The 13,021-nt window shown below is 32.8% G+C and carries 12 protein-coding genes and 1 tRNA gene; 5 read left to right on the top strand and 8 right to left on the bottom strand.

Going from position 1 to position 13,021, the window contains the following annotated elements:
- Positions 1-159 precede the first annotated feature (159 nt).
- Positions 160-1,344 carry a hypothetical protein gene (locus B8977_RS01160; protein ID WP_084015448.1) on the top strand — a complete coding sequence of 395 codons (1,185 nt, stop codon included), beginning with the start codon at positions 160-162 and terminating at the stop codon, positions 1,342-1,344.
- Positions 1,345-1,355: 11 nt separating this feature from the next.
- On the opposite strand, the gene B8977_RS01155 is transcribed toward B8977_RS01160, so the two are convergent.
- Complete coding sequence (locus B8977_RS01155) at positions 1,356-2,420, bottom strand: DUF3871 family protein (protein WP_084015447.1); 1,065 nt, start codon at positions 2,418-2,420, stop codon at positions 1,356-1,358.
- Positions 2,398-3,279, bottom strand: coding sequence for an AAA family ATPase (locus B8977_RS01150; RefSeq protein ID WP_084015446.1), 882 nt, complete (start codon positions 3,277-3,279; stop codon positions 2,398-2,400). Before B8977_RS01150 ends, B8977_RS01155 begins: the two co-directional genes overlap by 23 nt.
- Before the next feature lie 67 nt (positions 3,280-3,346).
- Between B8977_RS01150 and B8977_RS01145 the strand changes: the two genes are divergently transcribed.
- Positions 3,347-4,219, top strand: a complete 873-nt coding sequence (locus B8977_RS01145) for a hypothetical protein (RefSeq protein ID WP_084015445.1) — start codon at positions 3,347-3,349, stop codon at positions 4,217-4,219.
- Positions 4,220-4,286: 67 nt separating this feature from the next.
- Positions 4,287-5,678: a hypothetical protein gene (locus B8977_RS01140; protein WP_084015444.1), complete on the top strand. Its 1,392-nt coding sequence runs from the start codon at positions 4,287-4,289 to the stop codon at positions 5,676-5,678.
- Positions 5,679-5,711: 33 nt separating this feature from the next.
- On the opposite strand, the gene B8977_RS01135 is transcribed toward B8977_RS01140, so the two are convergent.
- The 6 genes from B8977_RS01135 to mutY all read right to left on the bottom strand — a co-directional run bounded on the left by B8977_RS01135 (position 5,712) and on the right by mutY (position 10,762).
- Positions 5,712-6,926 carry a site-specific integrase gene (locus B8977_RS01135; RefSeq protein WP_084015443.1) on the bottom strand — a complete coding sequence of 405 codons (1,215 nt, stop codon included), beginning with the start codon at positions 6,924-6,926 and terminating at the stop codon, positions 5,712-5,714.
- Between the two features lie 202 nt (positions 6,927-7,128).
- Positions 7,129-7,202 (bottom strand) — tRNA-Asn (locus B8977_RS01130).
- Between the two features lie 54 nt (positions 7,203-7,256).
- Positions 7,257-8,594 carry an RIP metalloprotease RseP gene (gene rseP / locus B8977_RS01125; RefSeq protein WP_084015442.1) on the bottom strand — a complete coding sequence of 446 codons (1,338 nt, stop codon included), beginning with the start codon at positions 8,592-8,594 and terminating at the stop codon, positions 7,257-7,259.
- 70 nt (positions 8,595-8,664) lie between these two features.
- Positions 8,665-9,225: a gliding motility lipoprotein GldD gene (gene gldD, locus B8977_RS01120; protein WP_084015441.1), complete on the bottom strand. Its 561-nt coding sequence runs from the start codon at positions 9,223-9,225 to the stop codon at positions 8,665-8,667.
- A gap of 15 nt (positions 9,226-9,240) precedes the next feature.
- Entirely contained in the window at positions 9,241-9,678 is a 438-nt protein-coding gene (locus tag B8977_RS01115) for a single-stranded DNA-binding protein (protein WP_084015440.1), read from the bottom strand.
- Positions 9,679-9,730: 52 nt separating this feature from the next.
- On the bottom strand, positions 9,731-10,762 hold the full coding sequence (gene mutY / locus B8977_RS01110; RefSeq protein WP_084015439.1) for an A/G-specific adenine glycosylase: 1,032 nt from the start codon (positions 10,760-10,762) through the stop codon (positions 9,731-9,733).
- A gap of 96 nt (positions 10,763-10,858) precedes the next feature.
- On the opposite strand from mutY, the gene B8977_RS01105 reads away from it, so the two are divergent.
- Together B8977_RS01105 and B8977_RS01100 are read left to right on the top strand one after the other, a co-directional pair.
- Positions 10,859-11,149, top strand: coding sequence for an HU family DNA-binding protein (locus tag B8977_RS01105; protein ID WP_084015438.1), 291 nt, complete (start codon positions 10,859-10,861; stop codon positions 11,147-11,149).
- 195 nt (positions 11,150-11,344) lie between these two features.
- Positions 11,345-12,913 (top strand): Rne/Rng family ribonuclease, encoded by a 1,569-nt coding sequence (locus B8977_RS01100; RefSeq protein WP_084015437.1) that lies wholly within the window; start codon positions 11,345-11,347, stop codon positions 12,911-12,913.
- The last annotated feature ends 108 nt before the right edge of the window (positions 12,914-13,021 follow it).

Below are 13,021 nucleotides of genomic sequence, written 5' to 3'. Positions count from 1 at the left end.
TTCTTTTTTGTATTTACCTATAATTAATTTTTACAAGGGCTATAGGGATAATTCTACAGGAGAAACATTTGTTAGTACAGATATTATTTCTCAATTAGAATCCGCTTCAAAAACTGAAAAAGAAAGGATTTTAAATAACTTATACGATATTAAATAGTCTTGGATAATATATTTTCAGTTAATACTATTATAGTTATTTTTATAATACTATTTCCTGGAATAATTATTAGGAGGGCATTTTACTCAAATAAATTTTCTAAGCAATTTTATAGGGGGCAATTTTCTGAAAGACTTCTCACAACTCTTTTTTGGGGAATTATAAATTTAATTATTGCCACTATATTATGTTTTTTTATCCTTAAGGTTTATTTCAAGCCTACCTGTATATTTTGCGATGCTCAATTTTGGATATATAAAATATTAACTTTTGATTTCACTAAAGAATCATTGGTTATTTATGAGGTTCCTTACAATAAATTATTTTTATTTTTAAGTCTATTTATTTTTAACTTATTTCTTTTGCCATTTCTTATTGGAAGATTTGCATTTGTTATTATAAGAAAATTTAAAATTGACTTAAAATTTTCACCTCTTTCATTTTCTAATCATTGGCACTATTTTTTTAAGGGTGAAATAATTCGAAAAATTGAAAATGTTGCTATAAATAAAAATCTCATAAATTTTCGCTCTAAGCAGAATAATTTAAGCGTATTAGATATTTTGACAATAGAAGGAGATCAAAAATATTTATATAAAGGAATATTATTAGATTATAACTTAAAGGATGATAATGAAGATTTAGATTCTATTGTTCTTTATGAGCCAAGAAAAAAGAAATATGACAAGGATAGGGATGAAAATGGTAAATTAAATTATTTACAATTTGAAGAAATTCCAGGGAATTTTATTTTAATTCCTTATTCTTCAATTCTTAATATTAATGTATCAATAAAACCATTTGATAGCCAAGAATCTAAAGTAAATGTTTTAAGTGAAGAATCATCAGAAAAATCTTTACATACCTCAAAGGAGGACAAAGTTAGAGGATGTCTTGTTTTTGTTTTTTATTTAGCATTTTTTTTAATGGTGTGTAAGTACGCTGAAGGAATTTCATATATGAGATTTACGCTTGGCTTGTTAGCCTCTGGTCTTGTAATCACACTTGTATATGCTGCCATCGAAAGTGTAATAAGAAAATTCACACTATCTAAATTCTTTGTCATGATGATAGTCTTATTTTTGTCATATGGTTTTTTAACATGGATATTTAATTTTGAAATTTTTAATCCTATCAGGGATATGTCAATTTTCATAAAAGCCACTCTACATGGATATATAGAGTAGAGTGACCTAACTCAACTCAAAAACCAATGATAATCAGAATTACCACTGATAGCTTCACAAATACCCTTATTAAATTCAAAAGCATTTACGTTTCTTTCCAAAAAGGTATCAATATAACTTGATTTGTTGGCTTGAGTAAAGAGATTATAGACATTCCATAAATTGATATTACCAGAATCATCTTTACAGAAACTATCATCTTGGAAATAATCCTTTGCAATGGAGTTAAAATGTCCATCGTTAAAAGTCAATTCAGGAATCTCTGATTTCAGCTTCTTTGGTAAATGATTATACAATCTTGCTTTTCCAATTAACTGAGCAAATTGATGTTCTGTCAGAGAATAATTTGTAAAATCTTTCATCATTTTCAAATGACTTTCTGCTTGATAGTTTTGTATTACTTCCAAAACTTTAGCTTGTAATTCTTCATAAGAACTTACTCTCATTTCAGAAACAAAACCATCTGAACTTACACACATATTACAGCATACCAAATTCTGAAATCCAATGAAAAATTTGAACTTTTCAAAACTCTTTTTATTGTACAAATTTTCCTGATTGTAAGCTCTTACACCTCCAATTGTTAATGAAAGTTGATTTCCATTGATGACTTCCGAAATACCAGGAACTCTAATAATAAATGCCATCCTTTCATAATAAATTGTCTTTTCATGGTCTAAGAGGTCTTTCACGTTTTTATGAATTGCTTCAGGAACTCTGCCTTTGATTTGATGACTGGCTCTGATTTCAGGTAGCTCCACACTTTGATAAGGAAATGCTTTTGAAGCACAATCCTGAACTATTTCTATGAATTCTTGATGAGCTATGGTTTTTTCGTTGTCTTTGCTGAAAACCGGTATAATACAGGCATTCTTCAAATGATACAAATTGATTTCTTCCGTATTAGCTTCAATGAAAGGCTTGGGAGCTGGTTCAGATGTATTACTTATAATTATATTACTTTCTAAATTCACATTACTTACAAAAGTATTCTCTATTATGTTAGCAGTTTTAGCTGGTCTTAGGTCAAATGCTTCATATACAGAAGCTGGCTTAATGATTTTGAGTGTGTCCATTTGTGCTAAAATTTTTAGGATTACTTAATTGAATAAGAAAGGATTTTCTGGCTTCGTAGATAGGTTTTAAACCTTCCTGGTATTGGGGGAATTTTTTATACAAATCCAACAAATCTGAAACTGTATTACAAGATTGAATTTTTTCAAGTATATCATTTTCGGATAGGATATTATCTTCTCCTGGTTTTGACCCAGTATTGCACCAATCTAAAATTCTTTTACCAGTACCAGAATTAATCACAAATTCAGGTTTACCCATGAATAATCCTGTTCTGTCCTTAGAACTTACTGCAAAGTGTTTGATGTCAATATCGAAGACCAGTGTAAATTCATAATCCAATCCATCTCTCTGAACTGCTTTCAAACCTACTTTCTCAGGAATGTATTTGCCATCTTTTTGATTCAATACATAATCCTGCTTTGTCCGCATAGTAGCAATTACGTGAGCATTGCACTGCAAAATTTTGTCAGTAAATGCTTTTTGTCTTGGAGTCACTTTTCCCCAATTGGTAAAGCTATTTCCTGCAAGTTTAGAATGAAAATCCAGTAATTCATCCCAGCTATGGGAAATACTGTCAATGATGATAACTTGCATTCCTGCCTTCTCACAAACATCAATTGCTTCTGCATATTTCTCTGGTGTGAATGGTGGTGTCATTGAAAGCACATTGTAATTGCCCAAATGAGCATATAGGTCAGCACTTCCATTTTCTGAATCAATAATGGCTACTTGAGATAAGTTTCCATTTGTAAGTCCTTGAGCAAGGAGTAAACTGCTGTAAGTCTTTCCGCTTCCAGCAGAACCTTGCAAAGCCATTTTTATCTTGGCTTTTTTTCTTTCTGATTGTCTTAGTTGCATAAATCTGAATATTTAATGGTTAATTTTGAAATGAAATTGTTTAATTTTTAATGCTAAGTGTATCTATATGGAAATTGAAAACAACCCACTACTGTTTTTTGAAGATTTGTTAGAAAGTGATAAATACAAAATCCTACAAAAAGATTACATGGATAGATACATTGAGAAATATGAAAATTTGAAATATAATAACGGTGTATTTGATTATGAAAGAGGTATAATTATAGAGAATGAGGATACTGACTTAAGTTTTCATTTGTATTTCGACAACTTAATAAATACTGAGTATTATAATGCTAAACAAAACTTGGATAAAAATGTTTTGGAGATTGTGAAACAAAATGTTTCTCCAAAGGAGTTTTTAAAACTGCAGACAGCAACTATTGATTTTTTATTGACCCAAACAAAAAAGTATTATTTAACTTATCCAATTATTGAACAGGCTTTACTTAAATTGAAGAATCATTTAGTAATTAGATTTAATTTAAAATCCAGTCATGGCTATACTGAAGTGACTAAATTTCCTTCTTTTGAATGGGATTATTTAGATGGGTGTCAAGAAAGTGCAATTGAAACATTGAGAAGCTTGTCTCAACAACTTAGTAGTAAATCAATCATTGAGTGTTCAGAAGAAGATTTTATCAATGCATTTATGGGTAAAGAGGTTCTAAATGGTGTTAAATGGCTTATCAAAACAAAAGATAGAAAACATTCATCAAAACCTACCCTTTTTGCTTTTATAGATTATCTGATAGAGGAAAACTTCATTATTGAAATTAAAGAAAGAGAATACAATAATGCTATTGAATATGTCTTTCGAGAATATAATGGAGAACTTCTTAAAAATATCAGGCAATCAAAATCTTCTTCAACAGCAATAATACCAGTAGATATTCAAACCATAATAGACAATTTGCATAGCCCTACATTTTTAGTGTAAGGCTTACGTAAAACATTGTAGGGGTTTTCTTCGGATTCCTTTGGGACATAATTATAAAAAATAAATTATGTTAGAAGTTGTTCCAAAGAGATTTCCTCTTTACATTCCAGAAAACCTTAATATTGATGAGTTAGTAAAATCGAATCCTCCACAATTCAAGTTTCATAAGGATGAATTGGCTTACATTGTACATTTAATAAATGATATTCCGAGTAGAAATAAAAGTGAGGATGAAGGAATGTACTATTATGTCCCCTTGTATAGTGTTCTCTTACAAAGAAGGGTACGTGACTACAGAAAATACCTTGACTATTTGGTAGCAAATGGAATATTTGATGAAGATAAACGATATGTACAAGGTAAAAAATCAAGATCTTTCAAATTTACAGATGAGTACCAAACTCCTATAAGACAAATTTACATTACTAAATACACGCTCATAAAAAGTCTTTTAAAATACATCAATGTTGATTTGTCTAATGAAAAATGTCTAATTGAAGATGAAAGAAATTTAGACTATTTACAGAAATGGTTTTCAGGCAATTTAACAATAGATTTTTCTGGTGCTGTCAATGAATTATGGAGACTATATGAAATAGACAAGAGAGATAGACTAAAAATTTTACTTATAAAAGGTAAATTAATAAATCCAATACAGAGATTTAATAGTCGTTATCTTCCTGTTTTTAAACTTCATAGACTGCAGTTTTTAAATGTTAAAGATAGAACAGCAGGTAGATATCACACGGTTTTAACACAAATTATGGGAAGTTTGAGGCAGTTTATAAGATTTAATAATCAAAAACTGGTTGCAGTGGATATAGTAAATTCTCAGCCCTATTTATCCTGTGTTCTATTTGACAAACAGAAGTTCCGGGATAATACAATTTTGCCCAAAATTCGATTATATAATAATTACCTTGATAACAAAATAGAAGTGCGCAAAAAACTTTGTAGTAAAGTGGAGAATAGTCATAGGTTCGAAAATGTTAATCAATTTATTGATATAGTTAAGTCTGGTAGATTGTATGAAGAATTTGGAGAATTGCTTTTGAAAAAAGATATTATTGTAGATGATGGCAATGTAAGGGCACAAGTAAAGAAAATTGTTTTTAGTTCTTTTTTTAGTCCTAATCAATCTATTGCATATAATGAAGCAATTAAGGTTTTCAAAGATTCTTTTCCTGATGTATATGAAATATATAGAGTTATTAAGCAAAGTAAACATAGAACATTGGCTTGTGTTCTTCAGAACTTAGAAGCTGAATTAGTACTTCATAAGGCTTGTAAAATAATATCTGAACAAAGACCAGAGATCCCCCTATTTACTCTCCATGATGCTATTATAACTACTGAAGGTAATGAGAAATTTGTCAAGCAAGTTCTATATGATGTTTTATTAAATGCAATTGGTATTCCACCCACATTAAAATTTGAGAGATGGGAACAAGCTGCTTAAATCTAATAGTAAAAATGAGAGGTATTTTGCCTCTCATTTTTTATCTAATTTATCTGCAAGTTTCAAAATGTGTTCACTGACTTTCTTCTGAACAACCTTACCATAGTGCTCTTGGGTTATTGTAATTTTAGAATGACCTAAAAGTTCAGACACAATCTCCATAGGAACATCATTGTAAAGTAAAACTGTAGTAGCAAAAGTTTTCCTTGCAATATGATGAGTTAGGTTTTTGTTTATTCCTACAATTGTAGCAATCTCCTTCAGATACGAATTAAATTTCTGATTGCTAATTTTCGCAAATATATAAGGACTATCAACATCCTGGTATTTCTCTATTATTTTAGCACTTTTAGGTAGGATTGGAATAGAAATTTCTCTCTGGGTCTTCTCCCTAACCATTTTTATCCAATCATTTCCATCAAATCCTTTCACAATATGTTTAAGTTGTATATGAGCCATTTCATTGTATGCTAAACCAGTATAGCAACAGAATATGAACATATCAGCAACTTGCTGTAGTCTGATTTGAAAAAATTGATGTTGTTCAAGTTTTGCCAATTCCTCCACAGTCAAATAAACTATCTGATTCTTTACTGATTTGGGCTTATGTTCATTAAATGGAAATGTGCTGATAATTTTAGCTTCCACAGAAGTTTTAACCACCTTTTTAAACCTCTGTAGGGCTTTGTTAATAGTAATTTGCTTCTGTTGCTTATTTACTTTCAGATAGTACTCAAATTCAATGATAAACTCCATATCCAAGTCTTTCAGGTAAAAATCCTTCTGCTTGTACTTCCACTGAAGAAAATCATTTAAATCATTTAAAATGTAGTTGAATTTATTCCAAGTTACTTGCTTGATTTCTATCCCAATCAACTTTTTGTACTTTTCAAGAAAATCACTGTAATGGGATATGATTCCAACCCTCCTGGTAATAGGCTTTCCTATATATTGAGCATAAACATCATCAACTGTAAACTCATTCTCTTGAACTTGTAGAAACAAAAAAGCCTGATTAATTTTATTTTTAATCAGGCTGAGTTCATTATTTATAAAATCGTTTTCATCGTTAGGTGGCTTTGCTTTTTGTAGCTTACTGTGCCAATGTTTAGGATTGATGAATAATCCTATGGAGAATTCCTTCCTATCTTGATTGTGTGTAATTCTACACCTAATAGGACAATTGCCTTGTTTGTTTACTCTATTCTTCTGTAGAAGAAATAGTATTATTATTTTATTAAAGTTCATTGTTTTAGTTTTTAGAAAATGGTACACCTGAGTGAGTGGAATGGTACACCTAAAAGGATGCCTTTTGAGTAAGTATATTCAAGTTTAAAAGAGATAAGAAGAAATTTACAGAATTATGGTTAATGATTCACAAACCGACTCCCACAAAGAGTTTACCCCACAAAAAAAGCACCTACATTTCTGCAAGTGCTTTGATTAAGTGCTCCCCCTCTTGGGCTCGAACCAAGGACCCTCTGATTAACAGTCAGATGCTCTAACCAGCTGAGCTAAGGAGGAATCTTCCTTAATTGGACGGCAAATATAGAAACTTTTTTTCTTATTTACCAAATTTTAAAATGCAAATTTATCGATAATTAAATCATAAATATCTTTCCCAAAAATTAAAGCCATGATGCTCAATAAGATAATCATCCCGATGGTTTGAATAATTCCCATAGATTTTTCTCCTAATTTTCTTCCGGTGATCATTTCTCCGATTGTAATCAATGCATGACCGCCATCTAAGCCCGGAATCGGAAGTACATTTAGGAATGCCAGCCACATTGAAAACATCGCTGAAAATGACCAGAAGAAATTCCAATCCCATTCTTTCGGTAATTTTCTTGCGATACCCAAAGGTCCAGACGCTTGCTTGTAAGCTTCTGTTTTGGGCTTGATTAATATTTTAAATTGCTTGATATTGTAACCTAATCCGATGAAAGATTCTTTGATTGCCAACGGAACAGCAGAAAAGAAATCGTGTTTGTTATAGACCGTAAAATCATCCTTTACTTGATTTACAGGTCTAAACCCAAGTGTTGCACTATCAGAAACATGAATCCTCAAATCTGCAATGCTATTGTTCCGGTTAACCTGAAGGCTCACGGTATCTCCTTTTAACAATTGTAATTGCGGAGCTAATTCATCAAAATAATTAATTGCAATTCCATTGACGGAAACAATTTTATCTCCTTTTGTAAGACCTGCTTTTTGGGCTGATGCCGTTGCGACCGAATCAACCGTTACGCCGCTGATTCTTGAGAAAATGAAACTTTCGCGACCCCCAGTTGATATGATTTTTTTGATTTGTTCGTCTTGGATGTGCAATTTAATTTGTTTGCCTTTTCTGTCCACCAAAATTTCATCACTTAACATGATGTCCAAAAGCAAACGATTGAATTGTTCCTGCGGTTTTCCGTCAACGCTGATGATTTTATCACCATCTTGAAATCCGATTTCTTTACCAACTTCGCTGAACATCAATCCATTTTCTTGAATTTTGGTTACAGATTGGTATTTCTGACCATTAATTGTAAACATAAAAGTTAAAATCGTCCAAGCCAAAAGCACGTTTACCGTAACTCCACCTAACATAATGACCAGCCTTTGCCAAGCCGGTTTACTGCGAAATTCCCATGGTTGAGGCGGCAATTTCATTTGTTCCTTATCCATGCTCTCGTCGATCATTCCGGCTATTTTTACATAACCACCCATCGGCAGCCAACCAATTCCGTAAACAGTTTCTCCGAGTTTTACTTTAAATAAGGAAAACCAAGGATCGAAGAAAAGGTAGAATTTTTCAACTTTGGTTTTAAATAATTTTGCAGGTATGAAGTGACCTAATTCATGAAGTGTAACCAAAAGGGAAATCATCAGGATGAATTGGCCTAAGCGAATTAAAATGTCCATTTATATAATGTCTTTCTTAGAATTAATTTGCAAAAATACGTTATTTCGGCAGTTTAGCATTATGCTTTGATTATTTCCACTTCAAAGTTTCGATGAGGTGGATAACGTCTTTTTTGATGTGATTGATGGCAGGCTGCAACGAATCATACTTCGGTGGAGTAGAAAAATAAACCGATCCTGAAATCAGATTTTTCGTGCTGTCCGTAGCATGAAACTGCATATTGATTGCAGATTCTCCGCCCAGTTCAAACAAAGTTCCGTAAACTTTTTTCTCATCAAATATGAATTCTCTTGGAGAAATGTAACTCGCTTTTACAGTTTGCTCATGCACCACTTTTTCGCTGTCTTTGATTTTCATTGCCAAATCTTCTTTGCCGTTGACGGGAAAATAAGTGATATAAATATTGGCTTTCATTCCCGGATAATGCAAAACATACCAACAAGCCTCTTTTCCTTTTTGCATCGGTTTGCTTTGATTTGAAAATTCAAAAGTATAATTACAATCCGAATCAAAATTTTGATAAATCGCTTCCGGATATTCCAGACGAACGTGGCCAACAGGTTTCAGTCCATAATCTTCTTTACAGGCAATTAAAACTATAAGGAGAATTAACCCCGAAAAATATTTCATTTGTTTTGTCAAAAATTAAAAAGGTAAATCATCATTCGGTTCTTCCGTACTGTGCGAAATGTCCTGCGAAGGTTGTGACGGCGGCGAATAAGAAGAATTTTCTCCTCCGGAATTTCCTTTAGTCGTTAAAAATATAACTTCACTTGCGATGACTTCAGTTGTGTAACGGTCTTGGTTATTATTGTCCTGCCATTTTCTGGTTTTCAGCCTTCCTTCTATATATACTTTATCGCCTTTTTTTACATATTTAGAGCAGATTTCAGCCAATTTATTTCTCACGACAATGTTGTGCCATTCGGTTTGTGAAACCTTTTCTCCTGATTCTTTAGAAGTGAAAGATTCGGTTGTGGCAACGGGAAATCTTCCTATGCTATTGGCATCATCAAACTGGTGCATTTTCACTTCATCACCCAGATTCCCTATCAATATGACTTTGTTCATTGTTCCGTTCATAACTCAAATTTTATCAAAAATGATATAATTAACAATTGTAAATATAATAAATTTAAACCTTATATTTTTTAGAAAAATATTTTTCCATCGGTCGCGGAAGCGGATATTTTTCGAGTTCTTTTTGGGAAATTATTTCTGAATCTAATTTTTCAGCTAAATTTTTCAATTCAGCTTCATCCACATTTGCTTTCCAAAAAACAATTTGCAAACGCTGGTGCGTAAGGATGTGTTTTTCTTCGTGCTCTTTAATTAAAGAAAGATTTAAATTTAATTCTTCTAATTGCTGATCAATCGAATCCGTTTCAAACAAAGGGAAATTGTAGAGATTCTTCCAAACATCATTTTCAATTCTTTTTTTAATCAGAAATTTTTCTCCGGCCGTAATATCCAGAAAATGAAAATTGCGTTGTTTGACTTTGACTTTTTTGGATTTTATGGGTAGAAGTTCAACTGTTTTTTGTGCAATTGCTTCACAGGAATTATTTACAGGGCAGATGCCACATTTTGGATTGACGGGAACGCAAATCGTCGCGCCCATTTCCATAACGGCTTGGTTGAAATCTCCTGGACGATTGGGATCAATAACCTGCTTCCCTAATTCAAAAAAATATTTTTTTGCCTGTGGAGAAGAAATATCTACATGTATGTTGAAATACCTCGCATACAAACGAAACGCATTTCCGTCGATCGCTGGTAAGGCTTCATCAAACGCAATAGAAGCAATTGCGGCAGCAGTATATTCGCCCACGCCCTTCAATTTCATCAAATCTTTAAAATTTTCAGGAAAAATTCCATTTAATTCATTGACAATGTGTTTTGCGGTAAAATGTAAATTTCTCGCACGTGAATAATATCCGAGCCCTTGCCAAAGTTTTAAAACTTCTGTTTCGTCTGCTTTTGCTAAGTCTCTGACAGTAGGGAAAGTATCTGCAAAACGCAGGTAATATGCCGTTCCCTGAGCCACACGAGTCTGTTGCAGAATGATTTCCGAGAGCCAGATTTTATAAGGATCTTTGTGTTGTCTCCAGGGCAGATTTCGTTTGTTTTTGTCAAACCAAATCAATATCAGGGAGTTAAAAGTCATAAATATGCGCAGAATTCTTTTTTTGTTTTGGTACAAATGTTATATTTGCACCCGTTTGTTTAACAAGCAAATTTAGCAACAAAATTATATATCATCATGACGAAAGCAGAAATAGTGAGTAACATTTCAAGTAAGTTAGGACTTGAGAAAAATGAAACTCAGAAAGTAGTAGAACATTTCATGGAAGAAGTAAAGAATTCATTGGAAACAGGAGAAAATGTTTATTTGAGAGGATTCGGATCTTTTACAATCAAAACAAGAGCATCAAAAACAGGGAGAAATATCTCTAAAGGAACGTCAATCGTAATCCCGGCTCACAATGTGCCAGCATTTAAACCTGCAAAAACATTTACAGAAAGTGTAAAATCAAAAGTAAAAGTAAAATAATTAAGATATGCCAAGCGGAAAAAAGAGAAAAAGACATAAGGTAGCTACCCACAAACGCAAAAAAAGACGTAGATTAAACAGACACAAAAAGAAAAAATAATCTTTCTTTTTTACCTTTTAAAAAATTGCACTTTCCAACAACCATTTGGGAAGTGCTTTTGTCGTTTAATTTATATACATTCAATCTCATAGCAGATGAATAAAGAATTAGTAGTATCTACTGTCGAAGATAATGTTCAGATAGCCTTGCTGGAAGACGGCAAGTTGATGGAACTCCATCAGCAAAGTGTCGATTTGAATTTCGCAGTAGGAGATATGTATTTGGGCAAAGTGAAAAAACTTGCCCCCAGTTTAAATGCAGCATTTGTAGATATCGGTTATTCCAAAGATGCCTTTTTGCATTACCACGATTTGGGCCCGCATGTGCGGTCACTTATCAGTTACACTAACTTGGTAAGCTCAGAAAAATTCAAATCTGCAAATCTTAAATCTTTCAGAAAAGAAGAAATGATCCAGAAGGACGGAACGATGAGTGAAGTCCTGAAACCCGGAGACCCTATTGTCATCCAAATTACCAAAGAACCTATTCATAGCAAAGGACCACGCATCACTTCAGAAATTTCCATCGCCGGAAGATTTTTGATTTTAGCACCTTTTTCAGACAAAGTTTCTGTTTCTCAAAAGATAAAAAACAAAGCCGAAAGAGACCGTCTGGTCGCTTTGGTCGAAAGCATAAAACCTGAAGGTTTCGGAATCATCATCAGAACCGTTGCGGAAGGTAAAAAAGTGGCTGAACTCCATGCTGACATGAATTATTTGATGAACAAATGGCAGCAGGTGTTTAAAAATATTCAGAAAAGAAAAGCGCCCGCAAAGCTGTTAAGTGAGATGGACAGAGCTTCATCGATTCTAAGAGATAATTTCAATGAAGATTTTGTGAAAATTTCTGTTGATGATGAAGTTTTTGCGCGTGAAATGAAAGAATATCTGGATGTAATCGCACCTGAAAAATCAAATTTGATCAAAGTTGTTCCAGATAGCGATATTCCTTTGTTCGAAAAAGTTGGAATCGAACGCCAAATCAAACAATCATTTGGTAAAAACGTCACGATTCCACAATCCAAAGGTGCCTATTTGGTCATCGAGCATACCGAAGCATTGCACGTCATCGATGTGAATTCCGGAAACATTACCCGAAATTCTAACAATCAAGAAGAAAGTGCACTCAACGTAAATAAAGTCGCTGCAACGGAAATTGCGCGCCAATTGCGCCTGCGCGATATGGGCGGTATCATCGTTGTCGATTTTATAGACATGACCAACAATGATAATAAAAGGAAGCTATACGAACATTTCAAAGAAGAAATGCAGAAAGACCGCGCAAAACATAAAATTTTGCCGCCGAGTAAATTTGGATTGATTCAAATCACACGTCAGAGAGTGCGTCCGGAATTGAATATCAAAACGGTTGAGGAAAATCCGAATGCATTGCAGAAAGAAGTGGAAGCACCGATTTTGATTATTGAAAGGATTGAGCAGGTACTTAAAAATATCATTGAAAACAAAGGGAAAAACGTCAAGGAAATTTCGCTGCATGTCCATCCGTTTGTCGGAGCTTACCTTACAAAAGGCTTTCCGAGCATCCGCCAGAAATGGTATATGAAATACAAAAGGTGGATCAAAATCGTACCGAGAGAATCGTATAAGTATTTGCAGTTTAATTTTTTAAATAAAAATAATACATTGCACAATGAATCGAATTGACAGTAAAATCAATAAGACATCAACGAATTTCAATGCGCTGGTATATAATAATTTAACAGATTAATTCAAAGGTAATTTACCTTATTTTTAGATTTTAATTTTCAGTCA

It is taken from the genome of Moheibacter sediminis, assembly GCF_900176425.1.
In the GTDB taxonomy this organism is placed as follows: Bacteria; Bacteroidota; Bacteroidia; order Flavobacteriales; family Weeksellaceae; genus Moheibacter; species Moheibacter sediminis.
This window is presented reverse-complemented; position numbering and strand designations above follow the sequence as displayed.